Origin of the sequence: Mycobacterium sp. 2YAF39, from assembly GCF_052114565.1 — a bacterium.
GTDB lineage: Bacteria > Actinomycetota > Actinomycetes > Mycobacteriales > Mycobacteriaceae > Mycobacterium.
Window position 1 is genome coordinate 72,300 of record NZ_JBFREZ010000012.1, and the last position, 17,249, is coordinate 89,548.

Annotated in this window: 18 protein-coding genes; 6 read left to right on the plus strand and 12 right to left on the minus strand. The window is 66.0% G+C overall.

What is annotated here, in order from left to right:
* Positions 1-8: 8 nt before the first annotated feature.
* Positions 9-779, plus strand: a complete 771-nt coding sequence (locus AB4Z42_RS25900) for an SGNH/GDSL hydrolase family protein (protein WP_442012100.1) — start codon at positions 9-11, stop codon at positions 777-779.
* On the opposite strand, the gene AB4Z42_RS25905 is transcribed toward AB4Z42_RS25900, so the two are convergent.
* The 3 genes from AB4Z42_RS25905 to AB4Z42_RS25915 form a co-directional block, all read right to left on the minus strand.
* Positions 780-1,352, minus strand: coding sequence for a hypothetical protein (locus AB4Z42_RS25905; protein ID WP_442012101.1), 573 nt, complete (start codon positions 1,350-1,352; stop codon positions 780-782).
* Positions 1,353-1,413: 61 nt separating this feature from the next.
* A complete protein-coding gene (locus AB4Z42_RS25910; protein WP_442012102.1) occupies positions 1,414-1,587 on the minus strand; it encodes a hypothetical protein in 174 nt (57 codons plus the stop codon).
* A gap of 43 nt (positions 1,588-1,630) precedes the next feature.
* Positions 1,631-2,446, minus strand: a complete 816-nt coding sequence (locus AB4Z42_RS25915; RefSeq protein ID WP_442012103.1) for a nuclear transport factor 2 family protein — start codon at positions 2,444-2,446, stop codon at positions 1,631-1,633.
* A 105-nt stretch (positions 2,447-2,551) separates the two neighbouring features.
* Between AB4Z42_RS25915 and AB4Z42_RS25920 the strand changes: the two genes are divergently transcribed.
* Positions 2,552-2,950, plus strand: coding sequence for a hypothetical protein (locus AB4Z42_RS25920; RefSeq protein ID WP_442012104.1), 399 nt, complete (start codon positions 2,552-2,554; stop codon positions 2,948-2,950).
* Here AB4Z42_RS25920 and AB4Z42_RS25925 read toward each other — a convergent pair.
* Positions 2,947-3,390, minus strand: coding sequence for an SRPBCC family protein (locus AB4Z42_RS25925; RefSeq protein ID WP_442012105.1), 444 nt, complete (start codon positions 3,388-3,390; stop codon positions 2,947-2,949). The genes AB4Z42_RS25920 and AB4Z42_RS25925 overlap by 4 nt on opposite strands.
* A gap of 139 nt (positions 3,391-3,529) precedes the next feature.
* Here AB4Z42_RS25925 and AB4Z42_RS25930 point away from each other — a divergent pair, with 139 nt between their 5' ends.
* Entirely contained in the window at positions 3,530-4,672 is a 1,143-nt protein-coding gene (locus AB4Z42_RS25930) for an aromatic ring-hydroxylating oxygenase subunit alpha (RefSeq protein ID WP_442012106.1), read from the plus strand.
* 223 nt (positions 4,673-4,895) lie between these two features.
* Here AB4Z42_RS25930 and AB4Z42_RS25935 read toward each other — a convergent pair whose 3' ends face one another.
* A complete protein-coding gene (locus AB4Z42_RS25935) occupies positions 4,896-6,224 on the minus strand; it encodes a lipocalin-like domain-containing protein (protein ID WP_442012107.1) in 1,329 nt (442 codons plus the stop codon).
* A 74-nt stretch (positions 6,225-6,298) separates the two neighbouring features.
* On the opposite strand from AB4Z42_RS25935, the gene AB4Z42_RS25940 reads away from it, so the two are divergent.
* A complete protein-coding gene (locus tag AB4Z42_RS25940; RefSeq protein WP_442012108.1) occupies positions 6,299-7,756 on the plus strand; it encodes an aldehyde dehydrogenase in 1,458 nt (485 codons plus the stop codon).
* Positions 7,757-7,842: 86 nt separating this feature from the next.
* Here AB4Z42_RS25940 and AB4Z42_RS25945 read toward each other — a convergent pair whose 3' ends face one another.
* A complete protein-coding gene (locus AB4Z42_RS25945; RefSeq protein ID WP_442012109.1) occupies positions 7,843-8,334 on the minus strand; it encodes a MarR family winged helix-turn-helix transcriptional regulator in 492 nt (163 codons plus the stop codon).
* A gap of 135 nt (positions 8,335-8,469) precedes the next feature.
* Here AB4Z42_RS25945 and AB4Z42_RS25950 point away from each other — a divergent pair, with 135 nt between their 5' ends.
* The gene (locus tag AB4Z42_RS25950; RefSeq protein ID WP_442012110.1) at positions 8,470-9,414 is read left to right on the plus strand and encodes an NADP-dependent oxidoreductase; all 945 of its coding nucleotides are present in this window, start codon (positions 8,470-8,472) and stop codon (positions 9,412-9,414) included.
* 8 nt (positions 9,415-9,422) lie between these two features.
* Here the strand turns inward: AB4Z42_RS25950 and AB4Z42_RS25955 are convergent, their stop codons facing one another.
* The 5 genes from AB4Z42_RS25955 to AB4Z42_RS25975 are packed head-to-tail and all read right to left on the minus strand — an operon-like array spanning position 9,423 to position 13,558.
* On the minus strand, positions 9,423-9,866 hold the full coding sequence (locus AB4Z42_RS25955) for a MaoC/PaaZ C-terminal domain-containing protein (protein WP_442012111.1): 444 nt from the start codon (positions 9,864-9,866) through the stop codon (positions 9,423-9,425).
* Complete coding sequence (locus AB4Z42_RS25960) at positions 9,863-10,393, minus strand: FAS1-like dehydratase domain-containing protein (protein ID WP_442012112.1); 531 nt, start codon at positions 10,391-10,393, stop codon at positions 9,863-9,865. Before AB4Z42_RS25960 ends, AB4Z42_RS25955 begins: the two co-directional genes overlap by 4 nt.
* Entirely contained in the window at positions 10,390-10,803 is a 414-nt protein-coding gene (locus AB4Z42_RS25965) for a nuclear transport factor 2 family protein (protein ID WP_442012113.1), read from the minus strand. The genes AB4Z42_RS25960 and AB4Z42_RS25965 overlap by 4 nt, the downstream gene beginning before the upstream one ends.
* Before the next feature lie 8 nt (positions 10,804-10,811).
* A complete protein-coding gene (locus tag AB4Z42_RS25970) occupies positions 10,812-12,425 on the minus strand; it encodes an AMP-binding protein (RefSeq protein WP_442012114.1) in 1,614 nt (537 codons plus the stop codon).
* Positions 12,425-13,558 carry an aromatic ring-hydroxylating oxygenase subunit alpha gene (locus AB4Z42_RS25975; protein ID WP_442012115.1) on the minus strand — a complete coding sequence of 378 codons (1,134 nt, stop codon included), beginning with the start codon at positions 13,556-13,558 and terminating at the stop codon, positions 12,425-12,427. The genes AB4Z42_RS25970 and AB4Z42_RS25975 overlap by 1 nt, the downstream gene beginning before the upstream one ends.
* A 107-nt stretch (positions 13,559-13,665) precedes the next feature.
* Between AB4Z42_RS25975 and AB4Z42_RS25980 the strand changes: the two genes are divergently transcribed.
* Positions 13,666-14,904: a cytochrome P450 gene (locus AB4Z42_RS25980; protein ID WP_442012116.1), complete on the plus strand. Its 1,239-nt coding sequence runs from the start codon at positions 13,666-13,668 to the stop codon at positions 14,902-14,904.
* 1 nt (position 14,905) lies between these two features.
* Here the strand turns inward: AB4Z42_RS25980 and AB4Z42_RS25985 are convergent, their stop codons facing one another.
* The gene (locus AB4Z42_RS25985) at positions 14,906-17,194 is read right to left on the minus strand and encodes a CaiB/BaiF CoA transferase family protein (RefSeq protein WP_442012117.1); all 2,289 of its coding nucleotides are present in this window, start codon (positions 17,192-17,194) and stop codon (positions 14,906-14,908) included.
* Positions 17,195-17,249 lie beyond the last annotated feature (55 nt).

Here is a 17,249-nt window from a genome sequence, read left to right on the forward strand (position 1 = left end):
GTTCCGGTGTGCCTCGGTACTCCCGTTATGTCGCGATCGGCGATAGCCAAACAGAAGGGCTGTGGGACGGCGACGACTCAACAGGTCTCGTCGGCTTCGCCGATCGCTTCGCCACGATGATCGACTCCCACTATCCGGGCGTGACGTACGCCAATCTGGCCGTGCGCGGCCGGCGGATCAAAGACCTGCTCGACGAGCAGCTGCCCGCAGCGCTGGCGTTGCAGCCGGACCTGATCTCGGTGTGCATCGGGATGAACGATGTGACGCGCCCCGGCCCGTACTTCGGTAGTGCCCTTGCCGAACTCGACGACTTGCACACCCGACTGGCGGCCTCCGGCGCAACCGTGGTGACGACCACCTTCCCGGACATCGCGAAGATCCTCCCCATCGGACGGGTGATCGCCGCGCGCGTCGTGCAGATCAACCACGAAATCAGAAGAGCCGCAGTACGCCACGGCTTTCGCCTCGTCGACCTCTACGACGCGCCGTCGATGACGGCACCGGATACGTGGAGCGCCGACCGGGTGCACGGATCGGCCAAGGGACACCGGTTGTTCGCGGCCGCGGCCGCCGAGGCACTCGGGCTGCCGGGCAGTAACCACGACTGGGCCAAGGTCGACGGCCCCGTGCGGCGTCCTTCGCTGCGGTCGCAGGCGTATTCGCAGGTGCTGTGGACGCAGAACATGCTGATGCCCTGGCTCTGGTATCACGTCCGCGGTAAGTCCAGCGGCGACAACCGCGGCCCTAAACGACCCCGGCTCGAGGGTGTGGCGGCCTAGCTAGTCGACCGACCAGGCCCCGTCGATGCTCTCGGCGACGTCGATGATCTTCGCCTTCTGCGAGGCCGGGCTGTCGATCTCCCCCGCGACGTGAGCCGCGATGAACCGCCTGATCTCGGCGTCGATGCCGCCGAGGATCCGGACCAGCTCGCCCCGCAGCGACCTCGACGTGACGTGGATGGAGATGTCGGACGAGCGCGGTTTCTCGACATCGAGGATCAGCAGCAGCGGTCCGGCGGCACGCGCGGTCGCCCGCAATGTGATCTCACCGAAAACCATGAACTTCGGCTTGTCGATGCGCAGATCGACGACCAGGTCGATCTCCAACGGGATCTTGATGTCGAAGGTGATCATGTCGCCGACGTGGCGGGTGAGTCGGGGGTCCTGAATCCTGACCTTGGCCGTCACCTTGGCGACTTTGCCCGGGCCCTGCGCCATCGGGCCCATCTCGAACTCGTCGCCTGCGATGGCGGCGATCGCGCCGCCGACCCGATCTTCGGTCACGGCGATCTCGAAGAACTGGCGACCGAATTGCTCGTAGGTCATTTCATCGTCGACGGGCATGGTGCTCATACCGTCTCACGTCTGGCCGTCGCAGAGTGTCCAACGCGACCGAATCGAGACAACACCGCTGTTAGCGGCCCTCTTGGCTGCGAGCTTCCGCTCCCGACTCCCCTACGTCGAGCGCATCGTCGGAGGCTGTCTGACCGACGTAGCTGCCGTCGTCGTCCTTTCCCGCACGCGACGCGGCAACGTGATCGTCGTCGTCGACATCGGATTCGGATTTGTTGTCATCGCGCGGGCTCATGGGCTGCCGTTTACCCGCCGACGACGTGCTCAAACAGCCCGGATCACCCCTCTGCCGTGTCCTCTGCGCTTTCCTCGAAGTACCGGATTCTGCGGATGGCGAACGGTTTGGCGCTCACCTCGGCGATGAGCACGTCACGTCGCCCGTCCCGGTCCAATCCCACGACCACGTTGTACCCCGACGCGATCATCTTGCGGGGACGGGCGGTTGCGATGCGCGACAACAACTCTGCGGTACTCAACGCGACGTCGTCGCCGCTCGTCACCCGGGCACCCTTGCCGAGCCAGCGGCGGACTGCGACCTCGTCGCCTGCGTGTGCGTCATCGAGGAACTGGCCGAACTTCCGCTTCCCCTGAGCACCGGTCCCGCGCACACCACCGAGATAGCCGAGCACCCCGACGAAGCCCTGGTTGACGAGCAGGCTCCTCGACAGAGCCAGGCCGGCAGGCAGGCCCCCGACCCCGCCGCGGAGGAATTGCCCGGCCATGGCCGGTAGCTCCCAAAATGCCGACAGCGCAGCGATTTTCAGGGCGCCGTCGCGCTCCTGCATGTCGTAGCGGATGTATACGGGCACGGAGAGGTCGATCGGCCCCATCGTGATGTCGAGTTCGCCGTCGCGGACCACCGTGCAACCGGTGACGACGTCGGCGTCTGGCCGGTAGGTGATGTGGCGCGGTGCGATGAACGTGTCGTAGAACCGCCCGATCGCGCCCACTCCCCGGTGGGGCTGCGAGCCGACCGGATCCTCGACCCGCCCGTCCTCGGTGAACAGACCGACCCACCCGGCCTTGTCGCGTGCGCCTGCCGCCGCCGGTGACCGTTCGGCGGTCGCCAGCACGTCCGAGCGTGTGAAGGCCATAACGATCCCTACCATCCGCATCGCCCCCAGTCGACTACTTCGCCACCTGCAGGCACACTGGGATTACCGCCGTGCACAAGGGCATGTGCGTGAGGAGGAACCGCTATGAGCAGCAACCGGCCTTTCGGGTTCGACCCCGAGGAGTTCGACCGCGTCGTCCGCGAGGCGGGTGAAGGGCTGCGCGACGCGCTGGACGGTGTGGGCAAATTCCTCAACACGTCCGGTGAACGCGCAGGTTGGGTCAATCTCGTCGACGAGTTCACCCGCTATTCGCGGCCGAAACGGGAGCCGGAGACCACCGGCGAGACAGGTGACGGCGTCTGGGCGATCTACACCGTGGACACCGACGGCGGTGCCCACATCGAGCAGGTATATCCGTCGGAACTGGACGCGCTTCGGGCCAACAAGAACAACACCGACGCCACCCGCAAGGTGCGGTTCCTGCCGTATGGCATCGCGGTCAGTGTGCTCGACGCATCCGATTCACCGTCCGAGGACGCCTAGCCACCGAAATGGCGGCGGATGCCCGCCAGCATCGCGATGTGGGCCTTGACCGCCTCGCGCGTGGTGATCGCGTGGAGCAGCCGTGGCGCGTGGATCGTCAGGCGTTCGACGAGCCTGGTTCCGCCGCCGACGGAATCGAATGACACCACGCCGTACAGGCGGACCCGCGGAAACTGACGCGCCTCGGTGGTCACCGGGCCGACTGTCGCGACCCTCAGGTGTGCCGAATAGCTCGTCGGCAGGGTGAACGGACCGAACGGAATTCGGTCTTTCACGCGGTAGCTCTGGCAGTAGCCGTCGGCCAGTTCGGTCCGTTCGTCGGCGCGTACCGAGACCACCAGTGGGTGGACTGTCTTGATGTTGTCGAGGTCGACGTAGAACGCCCGGACATCGTCCGGCGACGCAGGCACGTCTTCGGCCAGCACCCGTTCTGCACGCATGTTCACCTACCGCGCATCTCAGCCCACCCCGCTGCGGACGATACGCGGAGCACCCCGCTCACCAGCGGTTTTTGACATACCGGGGCTATCATCATAAAAATAGGCAAATGGTCACCCCGCTCACGACCCAGGAACAGTGATGGACCGCGACCTCCTCATCGATCTGACGCGCCGCGCGGTGAAGCTCGCGCGGGACAAGACCACCGACCTCATGCCTGCGGAATGCACCGTCGCCGCGGACACGTATACGTCGGCCGAGCGCCACGTCCAGGACACCGCGATGCTGCTGGCGAGCCCGCAATTGGTCGGCTACGTCTCAGAGCTGCCCCGGCCGGGCACGTACTGCACCAAAACCGTGATGGGCCGGTCCATCCTGCTGACCCGTGCCGCCGACGGGGTGGTGCGCGCGTTCGAGAACGTCTGCCTGCACCGCCAGTCGCGCATCACCGACGGCTGCGGCGCCGCGCGCAGGATCGCGTGTCCCTATCACTCCTGGAGCTATGACCTCAGCGGCAACCTGGCCGGGGTCCCCGGCAAGGAGGGCTTCCCTGAAACATTCTCGGGTACACCGCGTTTGACGGAGCTACCGGCTGCCGAGTGTGCGGGGTTTCTGTGGATCTCGCTCGAGCAGGGCGCGACGCTGGACATCCCGACCTTCCTCGGGCCGCTTGCCGACGAACTGGACTCCTGGGGCATCGGACGGTGGGCGCCGCTCGGCGAGAAGGTGCTGGACTGCCCCATCAACTGGAAGCTGGCGATCGACACCTTCGCGGAGAACTACCACTTCGCGACCGTGCACAAGACGACCTTCGCGACGATCGCGCGCAGCAACTGCACGGTTTTCGACTCCTTCGGCCCACACCATCGACTCGTGTTCCCGCTCAACGGAATTCTCGACCTCGAGGATGCTCCCGAGGAACAGTGGGAGCCGCTGCAGGCGATGGTCGTCATCTACGCGTTGTTCCCCAACATCGTCATTTCATGCACCGTCGCCAACGGCGAGTTGTTCCGCGTCTACCCGTCCGATGTGCCGGGCCGCTCGATCACGGTGCACCAGAATTCCACGCCGCTCGACCTGTCCGAGGAGTCCACGGCCGCAGGCGCGGCGGCGGTATTCGACTATGCGCACTCGACGGTGCGGGACGAGGATTACGCGCTCGTCGCCGGTCTACAGGCCAACCTGGAGTCCGGGGTACGCGAGCATCTGGTGTTCGGCCGCAATGAACCCGGCCTTCACCACCGTCACTCGACGTGGACCGAGGCGGTCGAGGCCCGAACCTGACGTCACACGCCAGGCGGGCCAGCTGTGCGGGGTGTTCCTCCTCGTTGCGGTGCCGGTGGGTCGGTACTGCGGTACCCGGCTCCGCGACCGATTCGATCACCGCATACGCACCGTCAGTCATTCGGCTGTCGACGCGGATGGCCTGTCGCGCCCCGTGCGCGGCGGGCAACCATGCGTTGTCGTCCACACACAAGGCGCACAGGCCGCGTCGATGAGCCTGCATTCACTCCTCGGACAACGACAGCACGAGATCGTCGACAAGCTGCGCGGTCCGGGGGTCGGAGGTAGGCATGTCGGTTCTGAGGTGAGCCACTGCCTCATCACGGCGTCCGGAATCGATCAGCTCCCGCAGCGTCGCCACGCGCGTATCACCGACGACGCTCGCGAGGACGTCGACCAACTCCCAGTCCTTGTACAGCGCCAGTGAACGTTCGTAGAACGCGAAGCCGCTGACCGGCTCTCCGTGCAGGGTGCCGCGATAGTGATACGGGCCTTCCATGTACTCCAGCGGCAGGCCGTGAGCCGGCGCGGGCACCAGCGGCTCGCCGGTCAAGTCCAGGTCGAGCGCGCGCGACGTCAGCCGGTGCCGATCGGGTAGGTACCGCGCCGCTGCCGGTGGTCGCGTCAGGGTGCGCACCGATTCGGGCCAGCGCACGTACGTTTCGATGGACACCTCGACATCGTCGGCGAACTCCGGATCGGCGCCGCCCTCCGGCGAGCAGGTCGTTGCGCCCGAGAATGGTTGCAGCGCATTGTGATCGGTTCGGTCGAACTGCCGCCACACGCTCAGATCGACGCCGTTGTCCAGATTGATCGTGCGCCACTCGTGTGCACGCCAGCGGACGTCGCCGCCCGCGCCGCCGCTGTTGGCGATCAGTGGAAACCACTGCCGGTCCACGTGTCCCGCACTGCCGCTGACCGATTCGGACATCGATCCCCACGTGATGGTCCCGGTCATCGTCATCCCGGTCTGCAGGTAGGAATACGTGTCCTTCTGGCCGAAGCACTCGATCTTCCCGTTGTGCGCGTCGGCTCCCAGTGGCACCGGGGCGCGCGACGGTGTGACATGAAGGTCCAGTCGCATCGATTCACCGGCGTGATCGGTGCCCACGAACGTGACGTCGTAGGTATAGGGCACCAGCTCCCCCTGCTCGTCGCGGCAGGTGTGCCACACCGACCTGCCCGCATCGCATGCGTACGTGAGGTCCAGGCAGTCGCCGGCGACCGACATTTTCACCACGGCACCGGGCTGCATGTTTGCGGGCGGCATGTCGTAGTCGGTGTAGGTCCCGTAGGTGCCGGCGTCGAGGTCGAACAGGGCGAACGTGTAGAAGTCGGCGACGATATCGCCGAGTCCCGGCCTGTTCTTGTTGAAGATCGACAGGAACGCGTAGCCGCGCCCGCTCTCCCCGGTCAGCTCGCCGGCCAGAAACCAGGTGTCGGACTCACAGTCCGGGTGGTCGGCCTCGGCTGCCGGGAAATCAAGCGCCGGATCCCCCGGCACCAGCCGGAACGGGTATCGGCGCCAATCGTCTGATTGCGGGTGGTTCACGGGCCCTGCCTTTTTGTCTATGTTTATATTAATAGCAACTTTAGGCTGTGACACGGGGCAGTGGAGGCGACAGCATGAGATCGCTCAATTACGACGAGCTGTACATCGGCGGTCGCTGGCAGGCACCGGCGACGAGCCAACGACTCTCCGTGATTTCCCCGCATACCGAAGAGGCGATCGGCGAGACACCCGAGGCCGCTCCCGAGGACGTCGACAAGGCGGTGGTGGCCGCGAGGAAGGCCTTCGACGAGGGCCCGTGGCCGCGGCTGAGTGTGGGCGAGCGGATGGAGAAGATCGAGAAGCTCGCCGCCATCTACCTCGCCGAGACCGACGCGATCGCCGACCTCATCACGGCGGAGATGGGCTCACCCAAGAGCTTCAGCCGGCTGGGACAGGGCGCAGGCGCCCTCGCCCAGATGCACCTCAACATGGCGACGGCCAAGGACTTTCCATGGGTGGAGCGACGGCCCGGCCTGTTCGGCGATGTTCATCTGCGGCGCGCCCCGGTCGGTGTGGTCGGCGCGATCGTTCCGTGGAACGTGCCGCAGTTCCTGATCATGCCCAAGATGATTCCCGCGCTCATCGCGGGCTGCGCGGTCGTGGTCAAGCCCGCGCCCGAAACCCCCTTGGACGCCATGTGGTTGGCCGAAATGCTGGATGAGATCGACCTGCCGGAAGGCGTCGTGTCGATCGTTCCCGGCGGCAGGGAGACCGGCGAGGCCCTCGTGCGCCATCCCGGCGTCGACAAGATCTCGTTCACCGGATCATCGGCGACGGGCAGGCACATCGCCGCGCTGTGCGGTGAACAGCTCAAGCGGGTCAGCCTCGAGCTCGGCGGCAAGTCGGCCGCGATCATCCTCGACGACGCCGACATCGCGAACACCGTCAAGCATCTGAAGATGGCCAGCCTGATGAACAACGGGCAGGCGTGCGTCGCACAGACCCGCATCCTGGTGAGCGAGCGCAAACACGACGAGGTCGTCGACGCGCTTGCAGAGATGATGACCGGTCTGCAGGTCGGCGACCCGGCCGAAGACGCCACCGATATCGGGCCACTCGTGGCGCAACGCCAGCAGCACCGTGTGCAGGGCTACATCAAGGCAGGTGTCGACGAGGGGGCGCGAATCGTCCTGGGCGGCAATGACAAACCGCGTGACCGCGGCTGGTACGTCCAGCCCACGCTGTTCACCGACGCCACCAACGACATGTCCATCGCCCGCGACGAGATCTTCGGCCCGGTCCTGACCGTGCTGAAGTACACCGACGAAGCCGACGCCGTGCGCATCGCCAACGACACCGACTACGGGCTCGCAGGCTCGGTCTGGACCGCGGACGTCGCGCGCGGCCTCGAGATCGCGGCCGAGGTTCGGACGGGCACCTACGGCATCAACATGTACACCCTCGACACCACCGCACCCTTCGGCGGATTCAAGCAGTCCGGAATCGGGCGTGAGTTCGGTGCCGAGGGGCTCTCGGAGTATGTCGAACTGCAATCCACGGTGAGTGCAAGCAAGCTGCCCGACCTCACCTGACCTTTCGCCCGAGTGTCGGGTCTTGTCACGCTTGGGTCCCGAAAGCCGTGACAAAAGCCAACACTCGACCGTGCGCCTGGGGGTGACTACGTGCCGGGGTGTCGCACGCTCCGCTTGGCAGATCGCGGCGGCAGGGTGCGCATGTGATCGCGAGCGCGGCTCATGATGTCACCGAGAATGCGCACGTCCGCAGCCGAGAGCGTGTCGAAGAGAAGGTCACGCACCACCTGGATGTGGCCGGGCAGAACCTTAGCGAGAAGGGCCCGGCCCGCCGCGGTGATGTCGACGATGATGGCCCGTTGATCGTGCGAACTTGCCGTGCGGGTGATGAGCCCAGCTTTCTCCAGCACACCTGCCTGATGCGTTAAACCGCTGCGGCTGTAGACCACCCCATCAGCGAGGTCGGTCATGGTGAGCCGGCCGTCGGCATCGGCGAGTCGGGCCAAGACTTCGAACTGTACGTAGCTGAGACCACCCTCGGTCTGAAGCTGTTGGCGCACGGCGTATTGCAGCAGACTGACCGCCTCGGTGAGCACGAGGTAGGTGCGCATCTGCTCGGGTTTGAGAGCTTTGGCCACACGTCAGCTTACTGCTTCGATGTCGAAGCAGTGGGGCAGATCACACACCTCCGCCGGGAATTGATTCGAGGTCGAAGCAAGTTGGACCGAGGGTAAATGCTTCGATATCGAAGTACATACCCGAGGAGGAAGACGATGAAGGCTGTGCGATACCACCGGTATGGCGGTAGCGAAGTTCTGCAATACGAGGACGCCCCCCGCCCGGTGCCGGGTCTGTCGCAAGTCCTGGTGAAGGTGGCCGCCACCTCGTTCAATCCCGTGGACGCCGGAATCCGCGGCGGCTACCTGGCGCAGGTGTACCACGTCAGCTTCCCGCACGTCCCCGGCGTCGACGTCGCGGGCACCATCGCCGAAATCGGGGAGGGCGTGACGGGCTGGAATGTCGGAGACGCCGTGGTGGCGTTTCTGCCACTGAACACCGACGGCGCTGCAGCAGAGTTCGCCCTCGTGCCCGCAGAATCGCTGGCCGTTGCACCGACTTCAGTGCCGCTGCCCGATGCCGCGGCCCTGCCGGAGCCCGCGCTGACGGCTTGGCAGGCGCTGTTCGAAATCGCCGGGCTCACGCGTGGGCAGTCGGTTCTGATCAACGGCGCCGCAGGCGCTGTCGGAGGTTACGCCGTCCAATTGGCCAAGCAGGCAGGCGCTGTCGTCACCGCCACCGCCAAGGCGCACGACGCCGAGCGGCTTCGCGGCCTCGGGGCTGAACGCATCGTCGATTACATCGACTACACGCGGTCACCGATCGAGATCGACGGCGCCCCATTCGACGTGGTGCTCAACCTGGTCAGCACCACCGACGATCAGACAGAAGCCCTCATCGGTGTGATCGCCGACGGCGGCTTCCACGTCGGCACCATGGTCTTCGGGCCGCAGAATCCGGACCGCGAAATCCGCACGCAGCGGATCTTCGTGCGCAGCGACGCTGCGCAACTCGCCGAGCTGGTCAGCCTCGTCGACGCCGGACAACTGCGCATTGAGATAGCCGAGCGCCGCCCGCTCGATCAGGCCGCGATTGTGCACGACGACTCCGATGCCGGCCGGCTCCGCGGCAAGACGATCCTCGTTCCCGCCGAGCGGTGACTGCGGACCTAGCTCAGTATTTCGAGGGTGACCTCTGCGGGACAACACAATTCGTCGCGCTGGTTGTAGACGGCGATCTCGAGATCCACGAGCTGCCGCAGCACATCACCCGCCGCGTCGACCCGCTTGCCGACCACGCGGCCGCGGCCGACCATCGAATCCCCGGCATAGAACGAGCCGAGCAGCGAGACCTTACGTCGCACCACCCTGCTGTAGGGCCCGGCCCAGCCGGTCGCGATCCGATCCACGAACCCCGCAGTGTGCATCGTGTTCACGAAAATCGTCGGATGGCCGTGCCGCTGCGCGTAATCGGGATCGAAGTGACCGGGAAAGTAGTCCCACGTCGCCCCCGGGTTCATGATGACGCGTTGGTAGTCGATCGTGTCGATGACTTCGGCGAGCTCGGTGGGTATGGCGATGTCGTCCCACGACAGTCGGCGATAGGACGTCACGATTGCACCCCGGGGGTGAACCGGAACAACGTGTTTCGGTTGATGGCGACCAATGCCCCGTCGGAGCGGTGGAAGTGGTCACGTGTCTCGACGAAGTGTCCGGTTCCCACGCGGGTCGTCTTCTCCGGCGAGACGGAGACGACTTCCTCGACTATGTGCAGATGGTCGCCTTCGAGGATGGTCGCGGGGAACTCGACGTCGTTGGAGGCGTTGATGAACGTCGTTCCCGGCAGCGGCACCCGGATCGCGATAGAAGGGACCGGCGGCTCGGGGGCGGGTAGCCACGGCGGCGGGATCAGCCAGCCCATCAGCAGTGCAGGCGGCGCGAGCAGAGCGCCCCACACCTCGCGGCCGAAGTCAGCGTCCCAGTAGGCGGGGTTGGGATCGCGAACCATCGACGCGAAGTGCTGGATGCGCGCACCGCTCACCGCCGTCCCAGCGTATCTCGGCGCCGTACGGACACCGACCATGCGCAGGGCGTCCTCGTAGGTGCCGAAGGCGAACTCGTACCGGATGCCCTCGCTCACACGGACAGCGCGCTCTCGTGCGGCACATGATCCCACTCGAGTTCGCGGGACGTGAAGTACCAGCCGCCGCGTTCGTAGATGAGCCGGTCGCTGAACGTGCCGGAGGCCTGAAGTTGGTTGTCGCGCAGCAGCAATGCCACACACTTCTGAGTAGCGTCGACCCCGTCGACATTGATCTCGTGGTCGACGGTCACGAGCCGTGTCCCATCACCGCCGTCGAACGCCTTGCGCAGGTCGGTGAAAGACTCCCCTGCCCGCACGTAGGTCGCACCCGCATGCCGGAACGTGGTGATCCAGCCGACGAGGTCACCGGCGGAGTACAGCCGGTTGTGTCTCGCGTCCAGATTGAGGATGGCCGCCCGCCCTGCCAGTCCGTCGAGCACGAACTGCTGTTGGTACGTCAATGACATTTGATCTCCTACCGGCTGAGCACGTAGCCGTGCGCTTCGCGGTCCCAGGCGTCGGCGCCCAGTCCCCTGCTGCGGAGCACGTCCTTGCGGACGCGTCCGATGACGTTCTTCGGAATCTCGTCGAGCGTCTCGAGGTATCTCGGCACACAGAAGTACGGCATGCGGGCCGAGCAGAAATCCAGGAGTTCGGCGAAATCGACTGTCGCACCCTCGTGCAACGTCACCACGACGAGGATGTCGTCCTCGCCGAGGTCACTGGGCAGGCCGACGGCCGCCGCCTCCGACACGGCCGGGTGGCCCATCACGGTCTGTTCGACTTCCACCGAGGACACGTTCTCGCCGCGGCGGCGCAGCGAGTCCTTCGAGCGGTCCACGAAGGTGAGATTCCCGTCGCCGTCCAGCGAGCCGAGGTCCCCGGTTCCGAACCATTCCGGGTGCGGCTCGACATGTAGGCCAGGCGCGCCGTCCGCCCCGGCGGGCACGGCCGTCACATACCCCTCGCTCATTGCATGTGCTGTCCGCGCCCGGCAGGCAATCTCACCGACCATTCCGGTGGGCAGCGGACTGCCCAGTCCGTCAACGATCTGCACATCGAACGCCGGATTGACCTGACCTGAGGTACCCGGCCTACCTTCGTCGGAAACCGCCTTGTAGGCGATCGGGAACGCCTCGGTGAGGCCGTACATCGTCACGATCCGGCACCGGTAGCGCTGCTCGATCTCGCGGTACATGTCCGCGGCGATGGGGGCGGCCGAGATGAAGCGCATACCGAGTTCGGCATCCCGCGAATCAGGCGGCAGGCCCGCGAGCATCGACACCATGGCGCCCGCGCCGGCGAAACCCACTGCACGGCAGTTCCTTATCTCATCCCATACCTCGCCGGGGTGGAATGCGGAGGCCAGCACGCTGGTGCCGCCGAGCAACATCGGCGCCAGCACGGTGGGTGCGGCGCTCAGATGGAACAGCGGCATGGCGGTCCACAGCGTGTCGCCTTGTTCGAGTTCCCAGGAAGCCGCGACGGTCGCCGCGGCGGTGAACAGGTAGTGCCAGGTGGTCGCGACGGCTTTGGACGGCCCCGTCGTGCCGGAGGTGAAGAACAGCGCACCGACCTCATCCGGCCCGACGGGCTCGACGTCGGGCGCGGTGACGGATGCGCTCGTCAGCGCGTCGGTGAGCGAGCTGTCCACAGCGAGTGTGGATCTCAGCGTCGGCACCTCGCGGCCGACCTGGGCCAGTCGGTCCCGCCGTTCGTCGTCGGCGATCACCACCGAAGCCCGGGACAGGTTCAGCGCATGCGCGAGGAACTCACCCTTGCTGGCCCCGTTGACCGCGGCCGACACCGCCCCGATCCGTGCCGCGCCCAGCCAGAAGTACACCCACTCCGGACAGGTTCCGGTGAACAGCGCCACCGTCTCGCCGCGTTTCATCCCGAGATCGGAGAGGATGTGCGCGGCAGCGCACGAGCGGTCTCGCATTTGTGCGAAGGTGACCGGCGTTCCGGCGATCGACATCATCACCTGGTCGCCGTACTGCTCGGCGCGTCGGTCGAGTACCGCAGGGACGCTGAAGCGTTCGACCCCGAACGCCGCCGGGTCTAGCGCCGCAACCCGGCCAGGGGGCATCACGCCCCCGCTGCAGCCGGGTCGGGCTCACCGTCGGCGGTGTAGCCGAAGTCGATCGGAGACGGCTCTTCACCCGGATAGAACCTGTGTGCCCATCTCCGCAAAGCCGCGTAGTCGCGCGCCTCTTCCGGCGCAAGGTTGGGCTTCTCGAGGTACTTCATGTTCTCCCAGGTGAAGAAGTCCTGTTTGATGACTTCCTGCTGCAGCGCAAGGAACTTCGCGGCGCGCCCACCCGGCTTGTCGCCGGTGTCGCCCGGCTCGCGCACCGACGCCTGGGTGTAGAAGTAGTCGGTGTAGTCCTCGTCCACCGGCGTCTGCCCGGTCACCTCGATGGTCGCGACGAGCTCCTTGGGGAACCGCACGATGCCGAGCCCCAGCGAGTAGTTGTCATAGATGATGTTGGCGTCGACCGGACCCTCGGGTGTGAGCCACGTGGCGGGACGGCCGCCGCCGAAGTTCGCCGTCACGGTCGCGTGAAGGTGGTAGCCGTTGGCATCGAACGACGTTGTGTTGGCGGCGCTGTCGGCCTTGTGGACGAATTGCACGTGGTACGGATCGGCCGCGTTCTCGATGATCATCTGCGCGTGCACCTTGACCCGGTTGAGCATCCGCGAGTGCGGATGCAGCGGGTAGTAGTCGTCGGTTTCGAGTTCGGGCAGTACCGGCGGCTCCCAGTACGGGGCGCGGCCATGGCGCTCGTGCCACACGATGATGAAGCCGTACCACTCCTGCGCGGGGTAGGACTTGATCCGCACGTTCTGCTTGCAGCCGATCTTGCTGTACGGGATCAGCGCGTTGGTGCCGTCCCCGCGCCACTCCCAGCCGTGCCAGGGGCAAACGATGTGCTCACCCTCGACGGTGCCGCCGACGGCCATGTTCGCGCCGAGGTGCTGACAGTAGGCGTCGAGCACGTTCACCTTGCCGGACTTGGTGCGGAAGATGACCAGGTCCTCGCCGAAGTAGTGCGCCCGCTTGACCTGACCCGACGCCAGCTCGGAGGCGAACCCGACGATGAACCAGCCCGTCGGAAAGCGGTACGTCGACAGGCTGATCCCGCTCGGGCCGAACTCCCGCTCGGACGGATCGATCTTCGGGTCGTGAACCTCTTCTTGTTGAAAAGACCCTGCCGTCATGCTTTCTCCGTCCGCGCGCGCCATAACCGCAGGTCGTCAAACCTGCCCGTTGCCTATTTTTACTATTTTAGGCATTCTAGGTCAAGACGGCGACGCGAGGAGACCGCATGCCCACGACCACTCCGGTCGATCTGTCGGATTCTGCGTTGTGGCAGAACGGTTTTCCCGACGATCTGTTCGCCCAATGGCGCCGTGAGCTGCCGATCTTCCACCACGAGCTGACCGAAGGTGTCGCCCAGACGGTCAAACGCGACTTCTGGATGACGACCAAGCATCATCACGCGCAGCGCATCCACCGCGACACCGACTCGTTCACCGCGGCGGACGGTCCCCTGATTCAGGGCATCGGGCCCATCGGTGCGTTTCCGAACGTCATCACCATGGATCCGCCCGTGCTCACCAAGCGTCGGCGGGTGATGTCGCACGCGTTCACCCCGAAGGCGATCGGGAAACTCGAGGACGGCATCCGGCGGCGGGCCGCCGCGATGATCGACGGGCTGCTCCAGGCCGGGGGCGGTGACTGGATCGACGACGTCGCCGACGTGCTGCCGATGTCGGTGATCGGCGACATCGTCGGCATCCCCGACGAGGACCGGCCCCACATCTTCGACACCCTCGATCGCATCCTCAAGACCAATGAGGCTGACGACCAGACGAATCCGCAGGAGCACTTCGAGCTGTTCGGGCAGATCTTCACGTATGCGACGGAACTCACCGCCGAGAAGCGGCGCAATCCGACCGACGACATCTGGAGCACGTTGACCACCGCGGTGGTCACCGACGAGACCGGACAGGAGCTGTCCATCCCCGCCAACGAGCTCGAGATCTTCTTCTTCGTGCTCACCCTGGCCGGCAGCGATACGACGAAGAACGCGCTGGCGGGCGGACTTCAGGCGTTCGTCGCCAACCCCGACGAGATCGAGCGCTACCGCAGCGACGAGTCGGTTCGGTCGCGTGCGGTCGAGGAGGTGCTGCGTTGGTCCTCTCCGGTGGCGTTCTGGACCCGCACCGCCAAGGTGGACGTCGAGATGGATGGCATCACCATTCCCGCAGGCGACCGGGTGGTGTCGATGCTGCGCTCGGCCAACCGCGACGAGGACGTCTTCGAAGAGCCGTTCCGGTTCGACATCGGCCGCACCGACAATCCGCACGTGACCTTCGGAGGCGGCGGGCCCCACCACTGCCTCGGCGCCATGCTCGCCAGGGCCGAGATTCGTGCGGCGCTCGACGAACTGCTGTTGCGTGCCGACGACATCCATCTCGGCCCACCGAAAGTCACCCACCCCAACCTGGCGAACAACATGTCGATCTACGACGGGATGTCGATTTCCCTGACTCCCCGCTGAGTCAGAGCCCTTTCGGCCTGGTGCCGATGACACCGTCGGCGGTCAGCCGTTCGAGATCTGCTTCCGCGAGCCCGCACAGCTCGGTCAGCACCTCGCGGTTGTGCTGCCCCAGCGTGGGCGGCGGCCGGCGCAGCCAGGCGTCCACGCCGGCGGGCTTGGCGAACGGCGGACACGGATACAGGCCGGGCCCGGTGCTCGGGTGTGTCAGCGGCTCGAAGAAGCCCCGGTGCACCAGCTGCGGGTTCTCGATCACCACCGACGGCGAAATCACCACGGCCGCGGGCACACCGGCCGCAACCAGCCGCTCGACCACCGCGACGGCATCCTGGGTGGCGAACCATTCTGCGGGGTCACCGTCCTCGCCGCCCATCACCGCCGCCAGAGCGGCCCGTTCGTCGTCGTTACGCGCGGCGACCGCGATCCAGTTGTCGTCGCCCGCACACCGGTAGATGTCCTGCGTGACGCCCGGGTGCCCCTGATTGCCGCGCCGCTCGAGGATCGACCCGAAAACCTCGAATTCCATTGTCTGAACCGCGGTGACGTTCAGCACGCTCTCGATCATCGGCACCTCGACGAGCTGACCGCGACCGGTGCGTTCGGTGAATTCGAGTGCCGCCATGAGTGCGAACGCCGCGTGCGTACCCGCGAGTGGATCGCAGGCGCCGCGCGGAGCCACCGGCAGGCCGTCGGGTAGGCCCGTCACCCAGGCCAGCCCGGCGATCTGTTCCATCGTCGGCGCGAAGCCCACCCGGTCCCGCCACGGACCGGTCAGCCCGAATGCCGGCATGCGGACCATCACGAGGCGTGGGTTGAGTTCGAGCAGTTCGTCGGCTCCGAGCCCGAACTGATCCATCACCCGCGGCGAGAAGTTCTCGATCACCACATCGGCCTGTTCGATCAACTTCTTGACCAGGCCCCTGCCGACATCGGTCTGCAGGTCGAGCGTGACCGAGCGCTTGTTGGTGTTCATGGCGTGGAAGACCCAGCCGTACTCCCACCAGTCGTCGACGTCCTTGCGCATTCCGCCCGAGTAGCGGATTCCGTCCGGCCGCTGGATCGACTCGACCTTGATCACTTCGGCGCCGAACGCCGCCAGCGAGTGCGTCGCCGACGGACCCGCCCAGAAGGCGGTGAAATCGACGACTCGCAGGCCGCTCAGGGGTCGACCGGAGGCCGCCGAATCCGAGGGGGGCCGCCTTGGCTCCCAGAGGGATTCGAGGCCGGCATCGCCGATCCCTGGTGCGGTTCGTATCGGTGACGGCGTGGCAGCCGACATCAGCCACGGTGGGCGCGGTTGACGGAACCCGGCCGGGTTGTTCACGTAGACGCCGCGCTGCTGCAGGTGGTCCATATCGGGGATCGTGGAGCCGTTTCCCAACTGGGCCAACGGCAGCCTGAAGAGCTGACCCAGTTCGACGATCTCCTCGACGGTGCGCTCGCGCATCCACGGGTCGATACGCTCCCGGATCCAGTCGCGGTAATCCCATCGCCCGATCTGGAATTGCAACTGAGGCACTTCGGTGAATTCCGGACAGTCGACCATCGCGGCGAAGTCGAGCCACTGCTGCCCGGTCACCATGCTGATACCGACGAAGCCGTCCTTGGCCGGTTCGATAGATGGCACTTCGACAGAGCGCCGGACATGCGGCGCCTTCAGCAACTGCGAATGCAGCCATTCACCGCTCTGCATCAGCGTGATCGCCTCGAGCATGGACAAATCGAGGTGCGCGCCGTGACCCCCGCGGTGGGCGGCCATCGCGCCGAACGCCGCCCACACGCCGCCCTGGTACTCCCCCAGGTCGCCGCCGATCGAGATCGGCGGCCCCGCGGGATCGCCGCGGAACCCCGTGAGCCCGGATGCCGCCTGCAACGTGAACTCCGTGGCGGGTCGCTCCGCCCACGGACCCGTCCAGCCGAAATCGGAGATGGTGACGACGATCAGGCCGGGCGCCAGTTCCAGCAGACGCGCCGGATCGATACCCCGCTCGATCGCCGCGGATCTGGTCGCCGTGACGAGCACGATGTCCGCAGCGGTCAACAGGTCGTCGGAAACGCTTGTCACACTGCGCTTTCCGGCGTTCAAGTAGGTGAACAGCGGTGCGTCCGCGCAGTCGGGCGGCACGGTGCCCGACGCGGTGAACCGGCGCAGCGGATCCCCGGCAGCTGGCTCGACCTTGACGACGTCGGCACCGGCGTCGGCCAACAGTTTCCCGCAGTAGGCGCCGGCGATACGATCGCTGATCTCGACGACACGCAACCCCTGCAGCGGCGTAGGTGCTGCATCATTCACGGCCACTCACCCGCCAGAACCTCCTGTGGTTTCTTTGTCATCTTAGTAACTTTTG

Coding starts and splice junctions, on each gene's coding strand:
- AB4Z42_RS25905 (WP_442012101.1), bottom strand. CDS start 1,352: ATGAGCACCATGCCCGTCGACGATGAAATGACCTACGAGCAATTCGGT.
- AB4Z42_RS25910 (WP_442012102.1), bottom strand. CDS start 1,587: ATGAGCCCGCGCGATGACAACAAATCCGAATCCGATGTCGACGACGAC.
- AB4Z42_RS25915 (WP_442012103.1), bottom strand. CDS start 2,446: ATGGCCTTCACACGCTCGGACGTGCTGGCGACCGCCGAACGGTCACCG.
- AB4Z42_RS25920 (WP_442012104.1), top strand. CDS start 2,552: ATGAGCAGCAACCGGCCTTTCGGGTTCGACCCCGAGGAGTTCGACCGC.
- AB4Z42_RS25925 (WP_442012105.1), bottom strand. CDS start 3,390: ATGCGTGCAGAACGGGTGCTGGCCGAAGACGTGCCTGCGTCGCCGGAC.
- AB4Z42_RS25930 (WP_442012106.1), top strand. CDS start 3,530: ATGGACCGCGACCTCCTCATCGATCTGACGCGCCGCGCGGTGAAGCTC.
- AB4Z42_RS25940 (WP_442012108.1), top strand. CDS start 6,299: ATGAGATCGCTCAATTACGACGAGCTGTACATCGGCGGTCGCTGGCAG.
- AB4Z42_RS25950 (WP_442012110.1), top strand. CDS start 8,470: ATGAAGGCTGTGCGATACCACCGGTATGGCGGTAGCGAAGTTCTGCAA.
- AB4Z42_RS25965 (WP_442012113.1), bottom strand. CDS start 10,803: ATGTCATTGACGTACCAACAGCAGTTCGTGCTCGACGGACTGGCAGGG.
- AB4Z42_RS25970 (WP_442012114.1), bottom strand. CDS start 12,425: ATGCCCCCTGGCCGGGTTGCGGCGCTAGACCCGGCGGCGTTCGGGGTC.
- AB4Z42_RS25975 (WP_442012115.1), bottom strand. CDS start 13,558: ATGACGGCAGGGTCTTTTCAACAAGAAGAGGTTCACGACCCGAAGATC.
- AB4Z42_RS25980 (WP_442012116.1), top strand. CDS start 13,666: ATGCCCACGACCACTCCGGTCGATCTGTCGGATTCTGCGTTGTGGCAG.